The organism is Pseudomonas putida, assembly GCF_002741075.1.
GTDB lineage: Bacteria > Pseudomonadota > Gammaproteobacteria > Pseudomonadales > Pseudomonadaceae > Aquipseudomonas > Aquipseudomonas putida_T.
Map to the genome: position 1 here is coordinate 5,200,430 of NZ_CP016634.1, position 23,110 is coordinate 5,223,539.

23 protein-coding genes and 4 tRNA genes are annotated in these 23,110 nt (G+C 57.6%); all 27 read right to left on the minus strand.

Annotated elements, in window-relative coordinates; all coding sequences use genetic code 11:
- Position 1: 1 nt before the first annotated feature.
- The 27 genes from rpmC to IEC33019_RS24465 all read right to left on the minus strand — a co-directional run bounded on the left by rpmC (position 2) and on the right by IEC33019_RS24465 (position 23,035).
- Entirely contained in the window at positions 2–193 is a 192-nt protein-coding gene (gene rpmC, locus IEC33019_RS24335) for a 50S ribosomal protein L29 (RefSeq protein ID WP_002555481.1), read from the minus strand.
- The gene (gene rplP, locus IEC33019_RS24340) at positions 193–606 is read right to left on the minus strand and encodes a 50S ribosomal protein L16 (RefSeq protein ID WP_009397508.1); all 414 of its coding nucleotides are present in this window, start codon (positions 604–606) and stop codon (positions 193–195) included. Before rplP ends, rpmC begins: the two co-directional genes overlap by 1 nt.
- 12 nt (positions 607–618) lie before the next feature.
- Entirely contained in the window at positions 619–1,305 is a 687-nt protein-coding gene (gene rpsC / locus IEC33019_RS24345; protein WP_003255481.1) for a 30S ribosomal protein S3, read from the minus strand.
- Positions 1,306–1,318: 13 nt separating this feature from the next.
- Positions 1,319–1,651: a 50S ribosomal protein L22 gene (gene rplV / locus IEC33019_RS24350; RefSeq protein WP_003103908.1), complete on the minus strand. Its 333-nt coding sequence runs from the start codon at positions 1,649–1,651 to the stop codon at positions 1,319–1,321.
- Positions 1,652–1,662: 11 nt separating this feature from the next.
- Complete coding sequence (gene rpsS / locus IEC33019_RS24355) at positions 1,663–1,938, minus strand: 30S ribosomal protein S19 (protein ID WP_010486981.1); 276 nt, start codon at positions 1,936–1,938, stop codon at positions 1,663–1,665.
- A 16-nt stretch (positions 1,939–1,954) separates the two neighbouring features.
- Positions 1,955–2,779: a 50S ribosomal protein L2 gene (gene rplB / locus IEC33019_RS24360; RefSeq protein WP_070093899.1), complete on the minus strand. Its 825-nt coding sequence runs from the start codon at positions 2,777–2,779 to the stop codon at positions 1,955–1,957.
- A 14-nt stretch (positions 2,780–2,793) separates the two neighbouring features.
- Complete coding sequence (rplW, locus tag IEC33019_RS24365) at positions 2,794–3,093, minus strand: 50S ribosomal protein L23 (RefSeq protein ID WP_003255484.1); 300 nt, start codon at positions 3,091–3,093, stop codon at positions 2,794–2,796.
- A complete protein-coding gene (gene rplD, locus IEC33019_RS24370; RefSeq protein WP_043210315.1) occupies positions 3,090–3,692 on the minus strand; it encodes a 50S ribosomal protein L4 in 603 nt (200 codons plus the stop codon). Before rplD ends, rplW begins: the two co-directional genes overlap by 4 nt.
- 12 nt (positions 3,693–3,704) lie before the next feature.
- Positions 3,705–4,340, minus strand: a complete 636-nt coding sequence (gene rplC / locus IEC33019_RS24375) for a 50S ribosomal protein L3 (RefSeq protein WP_054893562.1) — start codon at positions 4,338–4,340, stop codon at positions 3,705–3,707.
- 81 nt (positions 4,341–4,421) lie between these two features.
- On the minus strand, positions 4,422–4,733 hold the full coding sequence (gene rpsJ, locus IEC33019_RS24380; protein ID WP_003186070.1) for a 30S ribosomal protein S10: 312 nt from the start codon (positions 4,731–4,733) through the stop codon (positions 4,422–4,424).
- Positions 4,734–4,874: 141 nt separating this feature from the next.
- The gene (gene tuf / locus IEC33019_RS24385) at positions 4,875–6,068 is read right to left on the minus strand and encodes an elongation factor Tu (protein WP_099593972.1); all 1,194 of its coding nucleotides are present in this window, start codon (positions 6,066–6,068) and stop codon (positions 4,875–4,877) included.
- A 27-nt stretch (positions 6,069–6,095) separates the two neighbouring features.
- Positions 6,096–8,243, minus strand: coding sequence for an elongation factor G (fusA, locus tag IEC33019_RS24390; protein WP_070094630.1), 2,148 nt, complete (start codon positions 8,241–8,243; stop codon positions 6,096–6,098).
- A 30-nt stretch (positions 8,244–8,273) separates the two neighbouring features.
- Positions 8,274–8,744: a 30S ribosomal protein S7 gene (rpsG, locus tag IEC33019_RS24395; protein ID WP_003246741.1), complete on the minus strand. Its 471-nt coding sequence runs from the start codon at positions 8,742–8,744 to the stop codon at positions 8,274–8,276.
- Between the two features lie 106 nt (positions 8,745–8,850).
- Positions 8,851–9,222, minus strand: coding sequence for a 30S ribosomal protein S12 (gene rpsL / locus IEC33019_RS24400; protein WP_003257088.1), 372 nt, complete (start codon positions 9,220–9,222; stop codon positions 8,851–8,853).
- Positions 9,223–9,433: 211 nt separating this feature from the next.
- Complete coding sequence (gene rpoC / locus IEC33019_RS24405) at positions 9,434–13,633, minus strand: DNA-directed RNA polymerase subunit beta' (RefSeq protein ID WP_070094631.1); 4,200 nt, start codon at positions 13,631–13,633, stop codon at positions 9,434–9,436.
- Positions 13,634–13,697: 64 nt separating this feature from the next.
- A complete protein-coding gene (gene rpoB / locus IEC33019_RS24410; protein ID WP_070094632.1) occupies positions 13,698–17,771 on the minus strand; it encodes a DNA-directed RNA polymerase subunit beta in 4,074 nt (1,357 codons plus the stop codon).
- 219 nt (positions 17,772–17,990) lie between these two features.
- On the minus strand, positions 17,991–18,362 hold the full coding sequence (gene rplL, locus IEC33019_RS24415) for a 50S ribosomal protein L7/L12 (protein WP_070094633.1): 372 nt from the start codon (positions 18,360–18,362) through the stop codon (positions 17,991–17,993).
- Between the two features lie 80 nt (positions 18,363–18,442).
- Entirely contained in the window at positions 18,443–18,943 is a 501-nt protein-coding gene (rplJ, locus tag IEC33019_RS24420) for a 50S ribosomal protein L10 (RefSeq protein WP_043215352.1), read from the minus strand.
- Between the two features lie 200 nt (positions 18,944–19,143).
- The gene (gene rplA, locus IEC33019_RS24425; RefSeq protein WP_070094634.1) at positions 19,144–19,839 is read right to left on the minus strand and encodes a 50S ribosomal protein L1; all 696 of its coding nucleotides are present in this window, start codon (positions 19,837–19,839) and stop codon (positions 19,144–19,146) included.
- Positions 19,839–20,270, minus strand: coding sequence for a 50S ribosomal protein L11 (rplK, locus tag IEC33019_RS24430; RefSeq protein WP_070094635.1), 432 nt, complete (start codon positions 20,268–20,270; stop codon positions 19,839–19,841). The genes rplA and rplK overlap by 1 nt, the downstream gene beginning before the upstream one ends.
- A gap of 119 nt (positions 20,271–20,389) precedes the next feature.
- Positions 20,390–20,923, minus strand: a complete 534-nt coding sequence (nusG, locus tag IEC33019_RS24435) for a transcription termination/antitermination protein NusG (RefSeq protein ID WP_070094636.1) — start codon at positions 20,921–20,923, stop codon at positions 20,390–20,392.
- A gap of 9 nt (positions 20,924–20,932) precedes the next feature.
- Entirely contained in the window at positions 20,933–21,301 is a 369-nt protein-coding gene (gene secE, locus IEC33019_RS24440; RefSeq protein WP_070094637.1) for a preprotein translocase subunit SecE, read from the minus strand.
- A 43-nt stretch (positions 21,302–21,344) separates the two neighbouring features.
- Positions 21,345–21,420, minus strand: a tRNA-Trp gene (locus tag IEC33019_RS24445).
- Positions 21,421–21,475: 55 nt separating this feature from the next.
- A complete protein-coding gene (tuf, locus tag IEC33019_RS24450) occupies positions 21,476–22,669 on the minus strand; it encodes an elongation factor Tu (protein WP_099593972.1) in 1,194 nt (397 codons plus the stop codon).
- An 80-nt stretch (positions 22,670–22,749) separates the two neighbouring features.
- A tRNA-Thr gene (locus tag IEC33019_RS24455) sits at positions 22,750–22,825 on the minus strand.
- Between the two features lie 28 nt (positions 22,826–22,853).
- Positions 22,854–22,927, minus strand: a tRNA-Gly gene (locus tag IEC33019_RS24460).
- 23 nt (positions 22,928–22,950) lie between these two features.
- Positions 22,951–23,035: transfer RNA gene (locus IEC33019_RS24465), tRNA-Tyr, on the minus strand.
- Between the last annotated feature and the right edge of the window lie 75 nt (positions 23,036–23,110).

The following is a 23,110-nucleotide window of genomic DNA, read 5'->3' on the forward strand; positions in this document are numbered from 1 at the left end:
ATCACTTACCTGCCTGCTGGTTGAGCACAGTTTTCACGCGAGCGATGTCACGCTTAACTTGCGAGAGCAGGTGCGACTGCCCCAACTGGCCAGTTGCCTTCTGCATACGCAGATTGAACTGGTCGCGCAGCAAGCCGAGCAGTTGCTCATTCAGCTGCTGTGCCGATTTTTCACGAAGTTCATTCGCTTTCATCACATCACCGTCCGCTTAACAAAGGAGGTGGCGAGTGGCAGCTTTGCAGCAGCCAGGGCGAAGGCCTCGCGCGCCAGCTCTTCAGAAACACCCTCGATCTCGTACAGGACTTTGCCTGGCTGAATCTGGGCAACCCAGTATTCCACGGAACCCTTACCTTTACCCATACGAACCTCGAGAGGCTTCTTGGTAACCGGCTTGTCCGGGAAGACACGGATCCAGATCTTGCCGCCACGCTTTACGTGACGGGTCAGGGCACGACGTGCCGACTCGATCTGACGGGCGGTGAGACGACCGCGAGCAACAGCCTTCAGGGCGAATTCGCCGAAGCTGACCTTGCTACCGCGCAGTGCCAGACCACGGTTGTGGCCGGTCATCTGCTTACGGAATTTTGTACGCTTTGGTTGCAACATTTGGCGTACCCCTTACTTAGCAGCTTTTTTACGAGGCGCTGGTGCTTGAGGCTTCAGCTCTTCCTGGCGACCACCAATAACTTCGCCTTTGAAGATCCAAACCTTCACACCGATCACACCGTAGGTGGTGTGAGCTTCGTAGGTGTTGTAGTCGATATCGGCACGCAGGGTGTGCAGAGGCACACGACCTTCGCGATACCACTCAGTACGAGCGATCTCGGCGCCGCCGAGACGACCGCTAACCTGGATCTTGATGCCCTTGGCACCAATACGCATGGCGTTCTGAACGGCGCGCTTCATGGCGCGACGGAACATTACGCGGCGCTCCAGCTGCTGAGCTACGCTCTGGGCAACCAGCATTGCGTCGAGTTCCGGCTTGCGGATCTCTTCGATGTTGATGTGCACAGGCACACCCATCTGCTTGGTCAGGTCCTGACGCAGCTTCTCAACGTCCTCACCCTTCTTACCGATAACGATACCGGGACGAGCGGTGTGGATGGTGATGCGTGCAGTTTGAGCCGGACGATGAATATCGATACGGCTTACGGACGCGCTTTTTAGTTTGTCCTGGAGGTACTCACGCGTTTTCAGATCCTTCAACAGGTAATCTGCGTAAGTAGCGCCGTCTGCATACCAGACGGAGGTGTGCTCCTTGACGATTCCCAGGCGAATGCCAGTGGGATGTACTTTCTGACCCATCTGATCGACTCCGTTACTTGTCCGCAACCTTGACAGTGATATGGCAAGACCGCTTGACGATGCGATCAGCGCGGCCTTTGGCACGCGGCATGATGCGCTTCAGCGAACGCCCTTCGTTGACGAAGACGGTGGAGACCTTCAGGTCATCAACGTCTGCGCCTTCGTTGTGTTCGGCGTTGGCAACGGCCGACTCGAGGACTTTCTTCATGATTTCAGCGGCTTTTTTGCTGCTGAAGGCCAACAGGTTGAGCGCTTCGCCCACCTTCTTCCCGCGGATCTGGTCGGCGACCAAGCGGGCTTTCTGGGCGGAGATTCGAGCGCCCGACAACTTAGCGGCTACTTCCATTTCCTTACCCCTTAACGCTTGGCTTTCTTGTCAGCCACGTGCCCGCGATAGGTGCGGGTACCGGCGAACTCGCCCAGTTTGTGGCCGACCATGTCTTCGTTCACGAGAACTGGAACATGCTGACGACCGTTGTGTACCGCGATGGTCAGACCGACCATTTGTGGCAGGATCATCGAACGGCGCGACCAGGTTTTAACTGGCTTGCGATCGTTCTTCTCCACCGCCACTTCGATCTTCTTCAGAAGGTGAAGATCGATAAAAGGACCTTTTTTCAGAGAACGTGGCACTGTCGTATCCCTCTAGTTACTTGCGACGACGGACGATCATATTGTCGGTACGCTTATTACCACGGGTCTTCGCACCCTTGGTCGGGAAGCCCCATGGCGATACCGGATGACGACCACCGGAGGTACGACCTTCACCACCACCATGTGGGTGGTCAACCGGGTTCATGGCAACACCACGAACGGTTGGGCGAACGCCGCGCCAGCGTTTGGCACCAGCTTTACCCAGCGAACGCAGGCTGTGCTCGGAGTTCGAGACTTCGCCCAGGGTCGCACGGCACTCAGCCAGTACTTTACGCATTTCACCAGAGCGCAGACGCAGGGTCACGTAAGCGCCTTCGCGAGCGATCAGCTGAGCCGAAGCACCAGCGGAACGAGCGATCTGAGCACCTTTGCCCGGCTTCAATTCGATGCCGTGAATGGTGCTACCTACTGGGATGTTGCGCAGTTGCAGGGAGTTACCGGCCTTGATTGGGGCCAGAGCGCCTGCGATCAGCTGGTCGCCAGCAGCAACGCCTTTAGGGGCGATGATGTAGCGACGCTCGCCGTCTGCGTAGCACAGCAGGGCGATGTGAGCAGTACGGTTCGGGTCGTATTCAATACGCTCGACAGTGGCAGGGATGCCATCTTTGTCGTTGCGACGGAAGTCAACCAGACGGTAATGCTGCTTATGACCACCACCAACGTGACGAGTGGTAATGCGGCCATTGTTGTTACGACCACCAGACTTCGATTTCTTCTCGATCAGCGGTGCGTGAGGAGCGCCTTTGTGCAGCTCCTTGTTGACCACCTTGACCACGAAACGGCGGCCAGGGGAAGTCGGTTTGCATTTAACGATTGCCATGATGCACCCCTTCCTTACTCAGCACTGCTGCTGAAATCGAGATCTTGGCCTGGCTGAAGGGAGACGATCGCCTTCTTCCAGTCATTACGCTTGCCCAGACCACGTGCGGTACGCTTGGTTTTACCCAGAACGTTAACGGTCGACACGTTTTCAACTTTTACGTTGAACAGGCCTTCGACAGCTTTCTTGATTTCCAGCTTGGTTGCATCAGTAGCAACCTTGAATACGAACTGGCCTTTTTTCTCAGCCAGAACGGTAGCCTTCTCGGAAACGTGCGGGCCAAGGAGGACTTTAAATACGCGTTCCTGGTTCATCCCAGCAGCTCCTCGAATTTCTTCACGGCCGAGACAGTGATCAACACTTTCTCGTATGCGATCAGACTGACCGGATCGGAACCCTGAACGTCACGTACGTCGACGTGCGGCAGGTTACGAGCAGCCAGGTACAGGTTCTGATCAACGGCGTCGGAAACGATCAGTACGTCGTTCAGACCCATGCCGTTCAGCTTGTTCAGCAGGTCTTTGGTCTTCGGGGCTTCAACAGCGAAGTCCTGAACTACGACCAGACGCTCGCTACGTACCAGCTCGGAGAGGATGGAGCGCAGAGCTGCGCGGTACATCTTCTTGTTGAGCTTCTGCGAGTGGTCCTGTGGACGAGCTGCGAAGGTGACACCACCGCCGCGCCAGATCGGGCCGCGAGTGGTACCGGCACGAGCGCGGCCGGTGCCTTTCTGACGCCACGGGCGCTTGCCGCCACCAGCCACGTCGGAACGGGTCTTCTGCTGCTTGGTGCCCTGACGGCCGCCGGCCATGTAGGCCACGACTGCTTGGTGTACCAGCGTCTCGTTGAATTCGCCACCGAAAGTCAGTTCGGAAACTTCGATCGCCTGAGCGTCATTTACATTAAGTTGCATGTCAGTTTCCCCTTAACCGCGAGCCTTGACAGCTGGACGCACAACCACGTCGCCGCCAGTAGCGCCTGGAACGGCACCCTTGATCAGCAGCAGGTTGCGTTCTGCGTCTACGCGTACTACTTCCAGGGACTGAACAGTCACGCGCTCGGCGCCCATGTGACCGGACATCTTCTTGCCCTTGAATACACGACCAGGAGTCTGGCACTGGCCGATGGAGCCAGGGACACGGTGCGATACGGAGTTACCGTGGGTATTGTCTTGACCACGGAAGTTCCAACGCTTGATGGTACCGGCGAAGCCTTTACCTTTGGACTGACCGGTTACGTCTACCAGCTGGCCTGCAGTGAAGAGTTCAGCTTTGATCAGATCGCCAGCCTGGAAATCGCCTTCTTCAAGACGGAACTCCCAAACACCGCGACCAGCGGCAACGTTAGCCTTGGCGAAGTGACCTGCCTGAGCGGCAGTCACGCGCGAAGCACGACGCTCGCCGACAGTGACTTGCACTGCGCGGTAGCCATCGGTTTCTTCAGTTTTGAACTGGGTGACACGATTCGGCTCGATCTCGATGACCGTGACCGGAATGGAGACACCTTCTTCGGTGAAAATGCGGGTCATACCGCACTTGCGACCGACTACACCAATAGTCATGTTGTAAACCTCATGAGTGTACGGGGCTTTCACCCGCTATGGCCGCCCATTTCAGAGCGTTACACGACTCAGACCGAAGTCTTAGCCGAGGCTGATCTGTACTTCCACGCCTGCCGCAAGGTCAAGCTTCATCAGCGCGTCAACGGTTTTATCCGTTGGCTGGACGATGTCCAGAACACGCTTATGAGTGCGGATCTCGTACTGGTCACGCGCGTCTTTGTTGACGTGCGGGGAAACCAGAACGGTGAAACGCTCTTTGCGGGTTGGCAGTGGAATTGGACCACGCACTTGTGCACCAGTACGTTTCGCGGTTTCCACGATTTCCTGGGTGGATTGGTCGATCAGGCGATGGTCAAAAGCCTTCAACCTGATACGGATTTGCTGATTTTGCATTGGATTTCAGACTCCAGGCTGTTCCCATCGGGCGCACTACGCCCGTTAAAAGGAGGCGTGATTCTATAGACGCCCCAATTTAGTGTCAACCCAATAAAAAAAGCCCCCGCTGAGCGGGGGCTTTTTCAATCGACCGAGTGATTACTCGATGATTTTAGCTACGACGCCGGCGCCGACGGTACGACCGCCTTCACGGATAGCGAAGCGCAGACCGTCTTCCATTGCGATGGTCTTGATCAGGGTGACAGTCATCTGAATGTTGTCACCTGGCATTACCATCTCAACGCCTTCCGGCAGTTCGCAGTTACCGGTCACGTCAGTGGTACGGAAGTAGAACTGAGGACGGTAGCCTTTGAAGAACGGAGTGTGACGACCGCCTTCTTCCTTCGACAGAACGTAGACTTCTGCGGTGAACTTGGTGTGCGGCTTGACCGAACCTGGCTTGACCAGAACCTGGCCACGCTCAACTTCGTCACGCTTGGTGCCGCGCAGCAGGACGCCGCAGTTCTCGCCAGCACGACCTTCGTCCAGCAGCTTGCGGAACATCTCAACGCCGGTGCAGGTGGTGGTGGTGGTTGGACGCAGACCAACGATTTCCAGGGCGTCTTGAACGCGGACGATACCACGCTCGATACGACCGGTAACAACGGTACCACGACCCGAGATCGAGAAGACGTCTTCGATCGGCATCAGGAACGGCTGGTCAACGGCACGAACTGGCTCAGGGATGTAGGCATCCAGAGTTTCAACCAGCTTCTTGACAGCGCTGGTACCCATTTCGTTGTCGTCTTTGCCTTCCAGAGCCATACGAGCCGAACCGATGATGATCGGAGTGTCGTCGCCTGGGAAGTCGTAGGTGGACAGCAGGTCGCGAACTTCCATCTCGACCAGTTCCAGCAGCTCAGCGTCGTCTACCAGGTCAGCCTTGTTCAGGAAGACCACGATGTACGGAACGCCAACCTGACGGGACAGCAGGATGTGCTCACGGGTTTGCGGCATCGGACCATCGGCGGCCGAGCAAACCAGGATCGCGCCGTCCATCTGGGCAGCACCGGTGATCATGTTCTTCACGTAGTCAGCGTGACCTGGGCAGTCAACGTGAGCGTAGTGACGAATGTTCGAGTTGTACTCGACGTGAGCGGTGTTGATGGTGATACCGCGTGCTTTTTCTTCTGGAGCCGAGTCGATCTTGTCGAACTCAACGACGGCCGAACCGAAAACTTCGGAGCAGACGCGAGTCAGAGCTGCAGTCAGAGTGGTCTTACCGTGGTCAACGTGGCCGATGGTGCCGACGTTAACGTGGGGAAGGGAACGATCAAATTTTTCTTTAGCCACGACAGTGAACCTCTTGCCTAAAGGGGATTAGCCTTGTTTTTTAACGAGCGCTTCGACGATGTTCGACGGAGCTTCGGCGTATTTGGAGAATTCCATGGAGTAGCTTGCGCGACCCTGAGACATGGAACGAACGTCGGTTGCGTAACCGAACATCTCTCCGAGCGGAACTTCAGCACGAACGACACGGCCAGAGACCGAATCTTCCATACCCTGGACCAGACCACGACGACGGTTCAGGTCACCCATCACGTCACCCAGGTAGTCTTCCGGAGTTACAACCTCGACCTTCATGATCGGCTCGAGGACCACGCCACCACCCTTCTGGGCCAGTTGCTTGGTTGCCATCGAAGCAGCGATCTTGAACGCCATTTCGTTGGAGTCGACGTCGTGGTACGAACCGTCGAATACCGCGGCCTTCAGGCCGATCAGCGGATAGCCGGCAACAACGCCGTTCTTCATCTGCTCTTCGATACCCTTCTGGATCGCAGGGATGTATTCCTTCGGAATCACACCACCAACGACTTCGTTCGAGAACACCAGGCCTTCAGTGATGTTGCCCTGTGCGTCCACGTCCGGCTCGGAGAAGCGAACCCAGCAGTGACCGAACTGACCACGACCACCCGACTGACGAACGAACTTGCCTTCGATCTCGACGTTGGACTTGGTGATCTTCTCGCGGTAGGAAACCTGCGGCTTGCCGATGTTGGCCTCAACGTTGAACTCGCGCTTCATGCGGTCAACGATGATGTCCAGGTGCAGCTCACCCATGCCGGAGATGATGGTCTGGCCGGTTTCTTCGTCGGTCTTGACGCGGAACGACGGGTCTTCCTGGGCCAGCTTGCCCAGTGCGATACCCATCTTCTCCTGGTCTTGCTTGGTCTTCGGCTCAACAGCTACCGAAATAACCGGCTCCGGGAAGTCCATACGCTCAAGAATGATTGGCTTGTCGGCGTCGCACAGGGTTTCACCCGTGGTGACGTCTTTCATGCCGATCAGGGCCGCGATGTCACCAGCGCGAACTTCCTTGATCTCTTCACGCTGGTTCGCGTGCATCTGCACCATACGACCAACGCGCTCTTTCTTGCCTTTGACCGAGTTGATAACCGAGTCGCCGGAGTTCAGAACGCCCGAGTAGACGCGAACGAAGGTCAGAGTACCTACGAACGGGTCGGTAGCGATCTTGAATGCCAGAGCGGAGAACGGCTCGTTGTCGTCGGCGTGACGCTCATCGAACTGCTCTTCGGTGATCTCGTCCTTCGGAGTCTCAGCCAGGTCAGGGTGGATACCCTTGATCGCTGGAATCTCGGTCGGAGCTGGCAGGAAGTCGATAACGGCGTCGAGAACCAGGGGAACACCCTTGTTCTTGAAGGAAGAGCCGCAGACAGCAGGAACGATCTCGCTCGCCAGAGTACGGGCGCGCAGACCAGCCTTGATCTCTTCGATGGACAATTCACCTTCTTCAAGGTACTTGTTCATCAGCTCTTCGCTGGCCTCGGCAGCAGCCTCAACCATGTTGTTGCGCCATTCGTTGGCCAGGTCGACCAGCTCAGCAGGAATCTCTTCCTCGCGGTAGCTGGTGCCCTTGTCGTCTTCGTTCCAGTAGATGGCTTTCATCTTGATCAGGTCGACCTGACCCTGGAAGTCGTCTTCAGCACCAATAGCCAGCTGGATCGGAACCGGGGTGTGACCCAGACGGTTCTTGATCTGACCAACCACACGCAGGAAGTTGGCACCAGCACGGTCCATCTTGTTCACGTAGACAACACGTGGAACGCCGTACTTGTTGGCCTGACGCCATACGGTTTCGGACTGAGGCTCAACGCCAGAGGTACCGCAGAATACGACGACCGCGCCGTCGAGCACACGCAGCGAACGCTCTACTTCAATGGTGAAGTCAACGTGGCCGGGGGTGTCGATGACGTTTACGCGGTAGTTGTCGTACTGACCTTTGGAGCCCTTCCAGAAGGTGGTAACGGCAGCGGAGGTAATGGTGATACCGCGCTCCTGCTCCTGCACCATCCAGTCGGTGGTCGCGGCGCCATCATGCACCTCGCCCATTTTGTGGCTCAGACCTGTGTAGAACAGGATCCGCTCGGTAGTGGTAGTCTTGCCCGCGTCAACGTGCGCGCAGATACCGATGTTACGGTAGCGGTTAATTGCTGTAGTACGAGCCATAAAGCCCTCGCAAAAAGATTGATGCTTGAATTAGAAGCGGTAGTGCGAGAACGCCTTGTTGGCCTCGGCCATACGGTGCACGTCTTCACGCTTCTTGACTGCAGCACCCTTGCCTTCAGCAGCATCCAGCAGTTCACCGGCCAGGCGCAGAGCCATGGACTTCTCGCCACGCTTGCGGGCGTAGTCTACGAGCCAGCGCATTGCCAGAGCGTTACGACGGGATGGACGAACTTCAACCGGAACCTGGTAAGTAGCACCGCCTACACGGCGGGACTTGACTTCGACCAGCGGAGCGATGGCGTCGAGAGCTTTCTCGAAGATTTCCAGGGGGTCGCTGTTCTTGCGTGCTTTGACGGTATCCAGGGCACCGTAAACGATGCGCTCGGCTACAGCCTTCTTGCCGCTTTCCATCACGTGGTTCATGAACTTGGCGAGAATCTGGGATCCGTACTTCGGATCGTCCAGGATCTCACGTTTTGCTGCTACACGACGTCTTGGCATGATAAGCCCTCAAACGGTCTTCAGGTTAGCCCGGGACGCGGGTCTTCGACCCCTGCCCGACCTTACTCTTATCGACTCAAATAAATGGATGTCTGCAAACGACCGATTACTTCGGACGCTTGGTACCGTACTTCGAACGACCCTGGTTACGGCCTTTAACGCCCGAAGTATCCAGAGAGCCGCGAACGGTGTGGTAACGAACACCTGGCAAGTCTTTTACACGGCCGCCACGGATCAGAACGACGCTGTGCTCTTGCAGGTTGTGGCCTTCACCACCGATGTACGAGGAAACCTCGAAACCGTTGGTCAGACGCACACGGCATACTTTACGCAGTGCCGAGTTAGGTTTTTTCGGCGTGGTGGTGTACACACGGGTGCACACGCCACGACGCTGCGGGCAGTTCTGCAGCGCAGGTACGTCGGATTTCTCGACGGTACGCTTACGCGGCTGACGTACCAGCTGGTTGATAGTTGCCATCTACTAGCTCCACTGATTGTCTTGCGACGCTATTGTCTTGCAAGAAAGCCAAAAATTGGCGAGACGGAGCCTCACCAAATTTAAGGGTACAAAAGTCTAAAGAGGATCTTGCACCCAGTCAAGACGAGGCCCCGGCCCTCCCCGCCCGGTCATCGGCAACAATTCATGTCGCCGATGACCCTGGAGGATGAACCGGGGCCCTGCCCTGTTCTTAGTTACCGCTGGAGTTCAGCGCTTCGGTCAGTGCGGCTTCCACCTCACTGGCACTAACGCGCAGCGGCTTGTCGGCATCACGGCGACGCTTACGCTCACTGTGATAGGCCAGACCGGTACCGGCCGGGATCAGACGACCCACGACCACGTTCTCTTTCAGGCCGCGCAGGTAGTCGCGCTTGCCGGTGACGGCTGCTTCGGTCAGTACGCGGGTGGTTTCCTGGAAGGAAGCCGCGGAGATGAACGACTCGGTCGACAGCGAGGCCTTGGTGATACCCAGCAGAACACGCGAGAACTTCGAGATGAACTTGTCTTCGCCAGCGAGACGCTCGTTCTCGACCAGCACCTGAGTCAGTTCCATCTGGTCGCCCTTGATGAAGCTGGAGTCGCCGGACTCGGTGATCTCAACTTTACGCAGCATCTGACGCAGGATGGTCTCGATGTGCTTGTCGTTGATCTTCACGCCCTGCAGGCGGTAAACGTCCTGGATCTCGTTGACGATGTACTTGGCCAACGCGCTTACACCCAGCAGACGCAGGATGTCGTGCGGATCGCTCGGGCCGTCGGAGATAACTTCGCCGCGGTTTACCTGTTCGCCTTCGAAGACGTTCAGGTGGCGCCACTTCGGAATCAGCTCTTCGTACGGATCGCTGCCATCGGTCGGCGTAATGACCAAACGGCGCTTGCCCTTGGTTTCTTTACCGAATGCGATGGTGCCGCTGACTTCAGCCAGAATCGAGGCTTCTTTCGGACGACGCGCTTCGAACAGGTCGGCAACGCGCGGCAGACCACCGGTGATGTCACGGGTCTTAGACGTTTCTTGCGGAATACGCGCGATAACGTCACCCACGCCGATCTGTGCACCGTCAGCCACACCAACGAGGGCGTTGGCCGGCAGGAAGTACTGTGCAGGCACGTCAGTGCCCGGCAGGTACAGGTCCTTGCCAGCAGCGTCGACCATCTTGATCGCCGGACGGATTTCCTTGCCTGCGGCAGGGCGATCCTTGACGTCCATCACTTCGATGTTGGTCAGACCGGTCAGTTCGTCGGTCTGACGCTTGATGGTGATGCCTTCCTCCATGCCCACGAAGGTCACGGTACCTTTGAGCTCGGTAACGATCGGGTGGGTGTGCGGGTCCCACTTGGCGACGATGGCGCCAGCTTCGACCTTTTCACCTTCCTTGACCGAAATCACCGCACCGTAAGGCAGCTTGTAGCGCTCACGCTCACGACCGAATTCGTCGGCGATGGCCAGCTCGCCGGAACGGGACACGGCAACCAGGTTGCCATCAGCACGCTCCACCTGCTTGAGGTTATGCAGACGAACCATACCGCCGTTCTTCACCTGGACGCTGTCGGCAGCCGAGGTACGGCTCGCAGCACCACCGATGTGGAACGTACGCATGGTCAGCTGGGTACCCGGCTCACCGATCGACTGCGCAGCGATAACGCCGACAGCTTCACCGATGTTCACCTGGTGACCACGAGCCAGGTCGCGACCATAGCACTTGGCGCAGATGCCGTAGCGGGTTTCGCAGCTGATCGGCGAACGGACGACCACTTCGTCGATGCTGTTCAGCTCGATGAACTCGACCCACTTCTCGTCGACCAGGGTACCGGCCGGAACGATGACGTCCTCGGTGCCAGGCTTGAACACGTCTCGGGCGATGACTCGACCCAGTACACGCTCACCCAGCGGCTCTACAACGTCGCCACCTTCGATGTGCGGGGTCATCAGCAGACCCTGATCGGTGCCGCAGTCGATCTCGGTCACGACCAGATCCTGCGCCACGTCGACCAGACGACGGGTCAGGTAACCGGAGTTCGCGGTCTTCAGTGCGGTATCCGCCAGACCTTTACGAGCACCGTGGGTCGAGATGAAGTACTGCAGTACGCTCAGACCTTCACGGAAGTTCGCGGTGATCGGCGTCTCGATGATGGAGCCGTCCGGCTTGGCCATCAGACCACGCATACCGGCCAGCTGACGGATCTGGGCAGCGGAACCCCGCGCACCGGAGTCAGCCATCATGTACATCGAGTTGAAGGACTCTTGCTCGACTTCCTTGCCTTCGCGGTCGATGACCTTCTCTTTCGAGAGGTTGGCCATCATCGCCTTGGACACTTCGTCGTTCGCCTTGGACCACAAGTCGATGACCTTGTTGTACTTCTCGCCCTGGGTTACCAGGCCGGAGGCGTACTGGCTCTCGATCTCCTTCACTTCGTCGGTAGCGGTACCGATGATGCGCGCCTTTTCGTCCGGGATAACGAAGTCGTTAACACCGATCGAAACGCCGGAGATGGTCGAGTAGGCAAAGCCGGTGTACATCAGCTGGTCAGCGAAGATGACGGTTTCCTTCAGACCCACCACGCGATAGCACTGGTTGATCAGCTTGGAGATCGCCTTTTTCTTCATCGACTGGTTGACGACGTCGAACGGCAGGCCGGCCGGCACTACCTGGAACAACAGCGCACGGCCGACGGTGGTGTCGACGATACGGGTGTTCTTGACGATGCTGCCGTCACGCTCTTTCACGGTCTCATTGATACGGACCTTGATCTTGGCATGCAGCGCAGCTTCGCCGGCGCGGAATACGCGGTCGACTTCCTGCAGGTCGGCGAACACACGACCTTCGCCCTTGGCGTTGATGGCTTCACGGGTCATGTAGTACAGACCCAGAACCACGTCCTGGGACGGCACGATGATCGGCTCACCGTTGGCAGGCGACAGGATGTTGTTGGTCGACATCATCAGCGCACGCGCTTCCAGCTGGGCTTCCAGCGTCAGCGGCACGTGAACGGCCATCTGGTCACCGTCGAAGTCGGCGTTGTAAGCAGCACACACCAATGGGTGCAGCTGAATGGCCTTGCCTTCGATCAGCACCGGCTCGAACGCCTGGATACCCAGACGGTGAAGGGTCGGTGCGCGGTTGAGCAGTACGGGGTGTTCGCGGATCACCTCGGCGAGGACGTCCCACACCTCCGGCAGCTCACGCTCGACCATCTTCTTGGCGGCCTTGATGGTGGTCGCCAGACCACGCATTTCCAGCTTGCCGAAAATGAACGGCTTGAACAGCTCCAGGGCCATCTTCTTCGGCAGACCGCACTGGTGCAGACGCAGGGTCGGGCCCACGGTAATTACGGAACGACCGGAGTAGTCCACGCGCTTACCGAGCAGGTTCTGACGGAAGCGACCTTGCTTACCTTTGATCATGTCAGCCAGGGACTTCAGCGGACGCTTGTTCGAGCCAGTGATGGCGCGACCGCGACGGCCGTTGTCCAGCAGGGCGTCGACCGCTTCCTGCAGCATGCGCTTTTCGTTGCGCACGATGATGTCCGGCGCCGACAGATCGAGCAGGCGCTTCAGACGGTTGTTACGGTTGATCACCCGACGATACAGGTCGTTCAGGTCGGAAGTCGCAAAGCGACCGCCATCCAGTGGAACCAGCGGACGCAGGTCCGGCGGCAGAACTGGCAGAACGGTCAGGACCATCCACTCAGGCAGGTTGCCCGACCCCTGGAAAGCTTCCATCAGCTTCAGGCGCTTGGACAGCTTCTTGATCTTGGTTTCCGAGTTGGTCTGCGGAATCTCTTCGCGCAGGCGACCGATCTCGTGCTCCAGGTCGATAGCGTGCAGCAGTTCGCGAACAGCCTCGGCACCCATGCGGGCGTCGAAGTCGTCACCGAACTCTTCCAGCGCTTCGAAATATTGCTCGTCGTTGAGCAGCTGCCCCTTCTCGAGGGTGGTCATGCCTGGATCGATAACGACGTAGCTCTCGAAATAGAGCACGCGCTCGATGTCACGCAGGGTCATGTCCATCAGCAGGCCGATACGGGACGGCAACGACTTCAGGAACCAGATATGGGCTACCGGCGAGGCCAGTTCGATGTGCGCCATGCGCTCACGACGAACCTTGGCCAGCGCGACTTCAACGCCGCACTTCTCACAGATGACGCCACGGTGCTTGAGGCGCTTGTACTTGCCGCACAGGCACTCATAGTCCTTGACTGGGCCAAAGATCTTGGCGCAGAACAGGCCGTCACGCTCTGGCTTGAACGTACGGTAGTTGATGGTTTCCGGCTTCTTAACTTCACCGAACGACCACGAACGGATCATTTCAGGCGACGCCAGACCGATGCGGATGGCGTCGAACTCTTCGACTTGACCCTGGTTTTTCAGCAAATTCAGTAGGTCTTTCAAGGCCTTTCCTCCTGGCGGAGCAGGAAGCGGGCAATACCTGCCCCGCTCCCCTTCGCGTCACGTGTTATTCGGTTTCCAGATCGATATCGATACCGAGCGAACGGATCTCTTTGATCAACACGTTGAAGGACTCGGGCATGCCCGGCTCCATACGGTGATCGCCATCCACGATGTTCTTGTACATCTTGGTACGGCCGTTCACGTCGTCCGACTTCACTGTGAGCATTTCTTGCAGGGTGTATGCCGCGCCGTATGCTTCCAGCGCCCACACTTCCATCTCCCCGAAACGCTGACCACCGAACTGCGCCTTACCACCCAGCGGCTGCTGGGTAACCAGGCTGTACGAACCAGTGGAACGCGCGTGCATCTTGTCGTCCACCAAGTGGTTCAGCTTGAGCATGTACATGTAACCGACGGTCACAGGACGCTCGAACTTGTTGCCGGTACGGCCATCGAACAGGACCATCTGGCCGCTCTCAGGCATGTCGGCCAGCTTCAGCATGGCCTTGATCTCACGCTCTTTGGCACCGTCGAAGACCGGAGTAGCCATCGGCACGCCTTTCTTCAGGTTGTTGGCCAGAGCGATGATCTCTTCGTCCGAGAACTCGTCCAGGTTTTCCTGACGACCGCCGATCTCGTTGTAGACCTCGGTCAGGAAGCTGCGCAGCTCAGCGGCTTTGCGCTGCTCTTCGATCATGCGATCGATCTTCTCGCCCAGACCCTTGGCCGCGAGGCCCAGGTGGGTTTCAAGGATCTGACCGACGTTCATACGCGATGGTACGCCCAGCGGGTTCAGAACGACGTCGACCGGAGTACCGTTGGCGTCGTGCGGCATATCTTCGACCGGCATGATCACGGAGACCACACCTTTGTTACCGTGACGGCCTGCCATCTTGTCGCCCGGCTGGATGCGGCGGCGGATAGCCAGATAGACCTTGACGATCTTCAGTACGCCCGGTGCCAGGTCATCGCCCTGCTGCAGCTTGCGCTTCTTGTCTTCGAACTTGTCGTCCAGCAGACGACGGCGATCGACGATGTACTGCTGAGCCTTTTCCAGCTGCTCGTTCAGAGCATCTTCGGCCATGCGCAGTTTGAACCACTGGCCGTGCTCCAGACCGTTCAGGACGTCATCAGTGATCACGGTGCCTTTCTTCAGGCCCGCGCCACCGTCGACTACCTGGCCGTTCAGGGCTGCACGCAGACGCTCGAAGGTCGCGCCTTCGACGATGCGGAACTCTTCGTTGAGGTCCTTACGGATCTCGTCCAGCTGCATCTTCTCAATGGCCAGGGCGCGGCTGTCGCGCTCAACGCCGTCACGGGTGAAGACCTGGACGTCGATGACGGTACCCTTGGTGCCGGTCGGCACGCGCAGGGAGGTGTCTTTTACATCGCTGGCCTTCTCACCGAAGATCGCACGCAGCAGTTTTTCTTCTGGAGTCAGCTGGGTCTCGCCTTTCGGAGTGACCTTACCGACCAGGATGTCGCCAGCGCCGACTTCGGCACCCACGTAGACGATACCGGCTTCGTCCAGCTTGTTCAGCGCAGCCTCACCCACGTTCGGGATGTCTGCGGTGATTTCCTCTGGGCCAAGCTTGGTGTCACGCGCCACACAGGTCAGTTCCTGAATGTGGATGGTGGTGAAGCGATCTTCCTGAACCACACGCTCGGACAGGCAGATGGAGTCTTCGAAGTTGAAGCCGTTCCACGCCATGAACGCGATGCGCATGTTCTGACCCAGCGCCAGCTCACCCATGTCGGTGGACGGACCATCGGCCATGATATCGCCACGCGCGACCACATCACCCTTGCTCACCAGCGGACGCTGGTTGATGCAGGTGTTCTGGTTCGAACGGGTGTACTTGGTCAGGTTGTAGATATCCACACCTGCTTCGCCGGTTTCGACTTCGTCATCGGCTACACGCACGACGATACGGCTGGCATCGACCGAGTCGATCACACCACCGCGACGAGCAACGACGCAGACGCCGGAGTCACGGGCGACGTTGCGCTCCATGCCGGTACCTACCAGCGGCTTGTCGGCGCGCAGGGTCGGAACAGCCTGACGCTGCATGTTCGAACCCATCAATGCACGGTTGGCGTCGTCGTGCTCGAGGAACGGAATCAGAGAGGCAGCGACGGAAACAACCTGCTTCGGCGAAACGTCCATCAGGGTGACGTCTTCCGGCGCCTTGACGGTGAACTCGTTCAGGTGACGTACGGCAACCAGCTCGTCGATCAGTTGCTTCTGCTCGTTCATCGCAGCCGAAGCCTGGGCGATCACGTGATCGGCCTCTTCGATCGCGGACAGGAACACGATATCGTCGGTGACGACACCTTCCTTCACCACGCGATACGGGCTTTCCAGGAAGCCGTACTGGTTGGTGCGGGCGTAGGCCGCCAGGGAGTTGATCAGACCGATGTTCGGACCTTCAGGAGTCTCGATCGGGCACACGCGGCCGTAGTGGGTCGGGTGTACGTCACGGACTTCGAAGCCTGCACGCTCACGGGTCAGACCACCTGGGCCGAGCGCGGAGACACGGCGCTTGTGAGTGATCTCGGAGAGCGGGTTGTTCTGGTCCATGAACTGCGAGAGCTGGCTGGAACCGAAGAACTCCTTCACCGCCGCCGCGACCGGCTTGGCGTTGATCAGATCCTGCGGCATCAGGCCTTCGCTTTCGGCCATCGACAGACGTTCCTTGACCGCACGCTCGACGCGCACCAGGCCAACACGGAACTGGTTCTCGGCCATCTCGCCGACGCAACGGACGCGACGGTTACCCAGGTGGTCGATGTCATCGACGATACCTTTGCCGTTACGGATGTCGACCAGGGTCTTCAGAACATCAACGATGTCTTCCTTGCTCAACACGCCCGAACCTTCGATCTCGGTACGACCGATACGACGGTTGAACTTCATGCGACCAACGGCGGACAGATCGTAACGCTCGGCGCTGAAGAACAGGTTGTTGAACAGGGTCTCGGCGGCATCCTTGGTTGGTGGCTCGCCTGGACGCATCATGCGGTAGATTTCCACCAGAGCTTCCAGCTGGTTGCTAGTGGTGTCGATCTTCAGGGTATCCGAAATGAACGGACCGCAGTCGATGTCGTTGGTGTACAGGGTTTCGATGCGTACGACCTGGGCCTTGGCGACCTTGATCAGCAGCTCGGTGGTCAGCTCGGTGTTGCATTCAGCCAGAATCTCGCCGGTGGCCGGATGCACGATGGCCTTGGCGGTGGTGCGACCCAGGACGTATTCCATCGGAACGTCCAGCTGCTTGACGCCGGCTTTTTCGAGCTGATTGATGTGGCGAGCGGTGATACGGCGCCCCTGCTCAACGATGATCTTTCCGCTGCCGTCATGGATGTCCATGACCGCAACTTCACCACGCAGACGCTGAGGTACCAGTTCCAGGCTGAGCTTTTCGCCGGAAACGTGGAACACGTTGGTGGTGTAGAAGGTGTTGAGGATTTCTTCGGTGCTGTAGCCCAGTGCGCGCAGCAACACCGAAGCCGGCAGTTTGCGGCGACGGTCGATACGCACGAACACGCAGTCCTTCGGGTCGAACTCGAAGTCCAGCCAGGAACCGCGGTAAGGAATGATACGGGCGGAATACAGCAGCTTGCCGGAGCTGTGAGTCTTGCCACGGTCGTGGTCGAAGAACACACCTGGCGAACGGTGCAGCTGGGAAACGATTACACGCTCGGTACCGTTGATAACGAAGGTACCGTTCTCAGTCATCAGGGGGATTTCACCCATGTAGACTTCTTGCTCTTTGATGTCCTTGATCGCTTTGTTCGACGATTCCTTGTCGAAGATGATCAGGCGCACCTTCACACGCAGCGGGACAGCGAATGTCACACCACGCAGGACACATTCCTTCACATCGAAGGCCGGCTCGCCCAGGCGATAGCCGACGTACTCCAGGGCAGCATTGCCGGAGTAGCTGATGATCGGGAATACCGATTTGAAGGCCGCGTGCAGGCCGACGTCGCGGAACTGATCCTTGGATGCTCCCGCCTGCAGGAATTCGCGATACGAATCCAGCTGGATGGCCAGGAGGTAAGGCACATCCATGACGTCCGGCAACTTGCTAAAGTCCTTGCGGATACGTTTTTTCTCAGTGTATGAGTAAGCCATCAGCGTTCCCCAGCTTGGTCACCTGCTTGTTTGGCTCCTCCCGAGCGGAAGCAGCCAGAAAATCTGCAAACCCCATGGTTTGCACACCCTCTTGGGTGTTTTACAGCTCGTTATCGGGGCCGACCTGATCGGCCACCAATAACGGAAAAAGGCCGGTGGCATAAGCCACCAGCCGTCAGCCTTTCGCTCAACGCTCGGGCTGGAGTCGCAAAGTCGAAATTACTTCAGCTCGACTTTAGCGCCTGCTTCTTCCAGCTTCTTCTTCGCGTCTTCAGCGGCTTCTTTCGAAACGCCTTCAGCGATAACCTGAGGAGCGCCGTCGACTTTCTCTTTGGCTTCTTTCAGGCCCAGACCGGTCAGTTCACGAACTGCCTTGATCACGTTGACCTTCTTGTCGCCAGCTTCGGTCAGAACGACGTTGAACTCGGTCTGCTCTTCAGCAGCGGCAGCAGCGCCACCAGCAGGGGCAGCAGCAACAGCGGCAGCAGCGGTAACGCCGAAGGTTTCTTCCATCGCTTTGATCAGTTCAACAATTTCCAGAACAGTTTTCTGGCCGATCGCTTCGATGATTTGCTCGTTAGTCAGAGACATGACTATGAATTCCTGTATTGGGGTGACAGCCTACGCGGCTATCAAATTAAACGTTTGATTTCGAAAGAGACTACGCGGCCTTAGGCAGCAGCGGCTTCTTTCTGGTCGCGCAGCGCTGCCAGGGTACGAGCCAGCTTGCTGGTTGCACCTTGGATTACGCTCATCAGCTGTGCGATAGCCTCGTCGCGAGTTGGCAGAGTTGCCAGCACGTCGATCTGGTTAGCGGCAAGGAACTTGCCGTCGAACGCAGCTGCCTTGATCTCGAACTTGTCCTGACCCTTGGCGAACTCTTTGAACAGACGAGCAGCAGCGCCCGGGTGCTCGTTGGAGAAAGCGATCAGGGTCGGGCCTTTGAACGCGTCGTTGAGGATCGAGTACTCGGTGCCTTCAACTGCGCGCTTGAGCAGGGTGTTACGTACGACACGTACGTAAACGCCAGCTTCGCGGGCCTCTTTACGGAGTCCGGTCATTGCGCCTACAGTCACACCACGGGCATCAGCCACGACAGCGGACAGAGCGACTTTGGCAGCCTCGTTGACTTCAGCGACGATGGCCTTCTTGTCTTCGAGTTTAATTGCCACGGGTTTACTCCTGGTTTTTACCGTTTCATCCAGCCGAGGCCGGATGTCGTTTTGGTGTCTGATTCGGTAACGAATCGGGAGCACCATCTGCGTAGGCTTGTGGTTTAAGGCTTGCGCCGCCTACGGTCTTGGATAGCCCCCGCCAGGCAGGGACCCCAATTTTCAGCAGCCGGTGCAAACAGGGCCGCACCGGCCGAGCATTACACGTTCAGCGAGCTCTGATCGATGATCAGACCTGGGCCCATGGTGGTGCTCAGGGTAACGCGCTTGACGTAGATACCTTTCGAGGAAGCCGGCTTGATACGCTTCAGATCAGCGATCAGGGCTTCAACGTTTTCCTTCAGCTTGCCAGCTTCGAAGCCGACCTTGCCAACGGAGGTGTGGATGATACCGTTCTTGTCGGTACGGTAGCGAACCTGACCAGCCTTGGCGTTCTTGACGGCGCCGGCTACGTCTGGGGTTACGGTACCTACTTTCGGGTTCGGCATCAGGCCGCGAGGACCCAGGACCTGACCCAGCTGACCCACAACACGCATAGCATCAGGCGATGCGATGACGACGTCATAGTTCAGGTCGCCGCCTTTCATTTCGGCAGCCAAATCGTCCATACCTACGCGATCAGCGCCGGCAGCCAGAGCAGCTTCAGCAGCTGGGCCCTGGGTGAAGACGGCAACGCGAACGGTCTTGCCAGTGCCGTGCGGCAGCACGGTAGCGCTGCGAACGACCTGGTCGGATTTACGCGGGTCAACACCGAGGTTGACGGCGATGTCGAAGGACTCGACGAACTTGGCAGCCGGCAGCGAAGCCAGCAGAGTTGCGGCCTCTTCGAAGTTATAGGCCTTGCCTGCTTCGATTTTCTCGGCGATAGCCTTTTGGCGCTTAGTCAGCTTAGCCATTACACACCCTCCACGTTCAGGCCCATGCTACGGGCAGAGCCGGCGATGGTGCGCACAGCTGCATCCAGGTCAGCGGCAGTCAGATCAGCCTGCTTGGTCTTGGCGATCTCTTCCAGCTGAGCACGGGTAACGGTACCGACCTTGACGGTGTTCGGACGAGCCGAACCGCTGGTCAGGCCAGCAGCTTTCTTCAGCAGAACCGAGGCAGGGGTGCTCTTGGTTTCGAAGGTGAAGCTACGGTCACTGTAGACAGTGATGATCACTGGAGTCGGCAGACCTGGCTCTTGACCCTGAGTACGGGCGTTGAAGGCCTTGCAGAATTCCATGATGTTCACGCCGTGTTGACCCAGTGCTGGACCAACGGGTGGGCTTGGGTTGGCCTGGCCGGCCTTAACTTGCAGCTTGATGTAAGCCTGAATCTTCTTAGCCATGAGCTACTCCAAAATCGGGTACGAACGCCAAATGGCTCCCCGTATGACTTGCGTTTTATCCCAGTGACGACAAAACCCCGCAGCACATAGGGCTGCGGGGTATGGGATGCGTCGTTCGCCTAGACCTTCTCGACCTGGCTGAACTCGAGCTCCACCGGAGTAGAGCGACCGAAAATGAGCACTGCAACCTGCAGACGGCTCTTCTCGTAGTTAACTTCTTCGACACTGCCATTGAAGTCAGCAAACGGACCGTCAATGACTCGAACCACTTCGCCCGGCTCGAACAGCGTCTTGGGCCTCGGCTTGTCGCTACCGTCAGCAACGCGACGCAGGATCGCCTCGGCTTCTTTATCGGTGATCGGCGCAGGCTTGTCTGCGGTACCACCAATGAAACCCATGACACGAGGGGTGTCCTTGACAAGGTGCCAAGTCCCTTCGTTCATTTCCATCTGGACCAGCACGTAGCCAGGGAAGAATTTGCGCTCGCTCTTGCGCTTCTGACCGTTACGCATCTCAACGACTTCTTCGGTCGGGACCAGAATCTCGCCGAACTCGTCTTCCATGCCAGCCAGCTTGACGCGCTCGATCAGAGAGCGCATCACATGCTTCTCGTAACCCGAGTAAGCATGCACGACGTACCAACGCTTAGCCACGGGACACCCTTAGCCAACAATCAAGGAGACCGCCCAGCCGAGCAGGGAATCAAGACCCCACAGCAGCAGCGCCATAACCAACACAACAACCACAACGATAAGCGTGGTCTGGGTGGTTTCCTGGCGGGTCGGCCACACGACTTTACGGATCTCGGTACGAGCTTCCTTCGCCAGCGCAAAGAACGACTTACCCTTCGCAGTCTGCAAGGCAACGAAGCCTGCAGCGGCAGCCAGAGCGAGAAGTGCAAGGACGCGGTACAGGATCGGAGCAGCGGAGTAATACTGATTACCCACGACACCAACGACTACCAATACAACAACAGCCAGCCACTTGAACAGATCAAAACGCGATTCTTGGGCTTCAGTTTTGGGAGTCATCGAGGAGGATCCTGTGAGAAGAAAGCCATCACACCGAAGTGAATGGCAGGTCAGGAGGGAATCGAACCCCCAACCTACGGTTTTGGAGACCGTCGCTCTGCCAATTGAGCTACTGACCTTTAACGCTGTATCAGGCCGGCCATTATGCCGGCCTGATCATGAGAAATCAACTACTTATTCAATAATTTTTGCTACGACGCCGGCGCCGACGGTACGACCGCCTTCACGGATAGCGAAGCGCAGACCGTCTTCCATTGCGATGGTCTTGATCAGGGTGACAGTCATCTGAATGTTGTCACCTGGCATTACCATCTCAACGCCTTCCGGCAGTTCGCAGTTACCGGTCACGTCAGTGGTACGGAAGTAGAACTGAGGACGGTAGCCTTTGAAGAACGGAGTGTGACGACCGCCTTCTTCCTTCGACAGAACGTAGACTTCTGCGGTGAACTTGGTGTGCGGCTTGACCGAACCTGGCTTGACCAGAACCTGGCCACGCTCAACTTCGTCACGCTTGGTGCCGCGCAGCAGGACGCCGCAGTTCTCGCCAGCACGACCTTCGTCCAGCAGCTTGCGGAACATCTCAACGCCGGTGCAGGTGGTGGTGGTGGTTGGACGCAGACCAACGATTTCCAGGGCGTCTTGAACGCGGACGATACCACGCTCGATACGACCGGTAACAACGGTACCACGACCCGAGATCGAGAAGACGTCTTCGATCGGCATCAGGAACGGCTGGTCAACGGCACGAACTGGCTCAGGGATGTAGGCATCCAGAGTTTCAACCAGCTTCTTGACAGCGCTGGTACCCATTTCGTTGTCGTCTTTGCCTTCCAGAGCCATACGAGCCGAACCGATGATGATCGGAGTGTCGTCGCCCGGGAAGTCGTAGGTGGACAGCAGGTCGCGAACTTCCATCTCGACCAGTTCCAGCAGCTCAGCGTCGTCTACCAGGTCAGCCTTGTTCAGGAAGACCACGATGTACGGAACGCCAACCTGACGGGACAGCAGGATGTGCTCACGGGTTTGCGGCATCGGACCATCGGCGGCCGAACAAACCAGGATCGCGCCGTCCATCTGGGCAGCACCGGTGATCATGTTCTTCACGTAGTCAGCGTGACCTGGGCAGTCAACGTGAGCGTAGTGACGAATGTTCGAGTTGTACTCGACGTGAGCGGTGTTGATGGTGATACCGCGTGCTTTTTCTTCTGGAGCCGAGTCGATCTTGTCGAACTCAACGACGGCCGAACCGAAAACTTCGGAGCAGACGCGAGTCAGAGCTGCAGTCAGAGTGGTCTTACCGTGGTCAACGTGGCCGATGGTGCCGACGTTAACGTGGGGAAGGGAACGATCAAACTTTTCCTTAGCCATCGATACAGTCCTCCGCAGAAGAAATAGTCACTACAACCGATAAAACAAAGGCAGATATTTTCATATCTGCCTTGTTTATATGGAGCTCTTGAGCGGACTTGAACCGCTGACCTCACCCTTACCAAGGGTGTGCTCTACCAACTGAGCTACAAGAGCGTAACGCTTTGCGCAACAACAGCAAACTTGGAGCGGGTAGCGGGAATCGAACCCGCATCATCAGCTTGGAAGGCTGAGGTTCTACCACTAAACTATACCCGCGGAGCTTGCAGCTCTCGCTAAACTGGTGGAGGGGGAAGGATTCGAACCTTCGAAGTCGAAGACGTCAGATTTACAGTCTGATCCCTTTGGCCACTCGGGAACCCCTCCTGAGTGTGGGCGGCATTTTCAACTCTTGCCGTCCTGCTGTCAAGCTTTTTCTCATTAAAATCTTGAGGTTAGCTA

Excerpts from the sequence above, each read along its gene's own strand:
- rpmC (WP_002555481.1), bottom strand. The coding sequence starts at position 193 with ATGAAAGCGAATGAACTTCGTGAAAAATCGGCACAGCAGCTGAATGAG.
- rplP (WP_009397508.1), bottom strand. The coding sequence starts at position 606 with ATGTTGCAACCAAAGCGTACAAAATTCCGTAAGCAGATGACCGGCCAC.
- rpsC (WP_003255481.1), bottom strand. The coding sequence starts at position 1,305 with ATGGGTCAGAAAGTACATCCCACTGGCATTCGCCTGGGAATCGTCAAG.
- rplV (WP_003103908.1), bottom strand. The coding sequence starts at position 1,651 with ATGGAAGTAGCCGCTAAGTTGTCGGGCGCTCGAATCTCCGCCCAGAAA.
- rplB (WP_070093899.1), bottom strand. The coding sequence starts at position 2,779 with ATGGCAATCGTTAAATGCAAACCGACTTCCCCTGGCCGCCGTTTCGTG.
- rplW (WP_003255484.1), bottom strand. The coding sequence starts at position 3,093 with ATGAACCAGGAACGCGTATTTAAAGTCCTCCTTGGCCCGCACGTTTCC.
- rplD (WP_043210315.1), bottom strand. The coding sequence starts at position 3,692 with ATGCAACTTAATGTAAATGACGCTCAGGCGATCGAAGTTTCCGAACTG.
- rplC (WP_054893562.1), bottom strand. The coding sequence starts at position 4,340 with ATGACTATTGGTGTAGTCGGTCGCAAGTGCGGTATGACCCGCATTTTC.
- rpsJ (WP_003186070.1), bottom strand. The coding sequence starts at position 4,733 with ATGCAAAATCAGCAAATCCGTATCAGGTTGAAGGCTTTTGACCATCGC.
- fusA (WP_070094630.1), bottom strand. The coding sequence starts at position 8,243 with ATGGCTCGTACTACAGCAATTAACCGCTACCGTAACATCGGTATCTGC.
- rpsG (WP_003246741.1), bottom strand. The coding sequence starts at position 8,744 with ATGCCAAGACGTCGTGTAGCAGCAAAACGTGAGATCCTGGACGATCCG.
- rpsL (WP_003257088.1), bottom strand. The coding sequence starts at position 9,222 with ATGGCAACTATCAACCAGCTGGTACGTCAGCCGCGTAAGCGTACCGTC.
- rpoB (WP_070094632.1), bottom strand. The coding sequence starts at position 17,771 with ATGGCTTACTCATACACTGAGAAAAAACGTATCCGCAAGGACTTTAGC.
- rplL (WP_070094633.1), bottom strand. The coding sequence starts at position 18,362 with ATGTCTCTGACTAACGAGCAAATCATCGAAGCGATCGGCCAGAAAACT.
- rplA (WP_070094634.1), bottom strand. The coding sequence starts at position 19,839 with ATGGCTAAGCTGACTAAGCGCCAAAAGGCTATCGCCGAGAAAATCGAA.
- rplK (WP_070094635.1), bottom strand. The coding sequence starts at position 20,270 with ATGGCTAAGAAGATTCAGGCTTACATCAAGCTGCAAGTTAAGGCCGGC.
- secE (WP_070094637.1), bottom strand. The coding sequence starts at position 21,301 with ATGACTCCCAAAACTGAAGCCCAAGAATCGCGTTTTGATCTGTTCAAG.
- tuf (WP_099593972.1), bottom strand. The coding sequence starts at position 22,669 with ATGGCTAAGGAAAAGTTTGATCGTTCCCTTCCCCACGTTAACGTCGGC.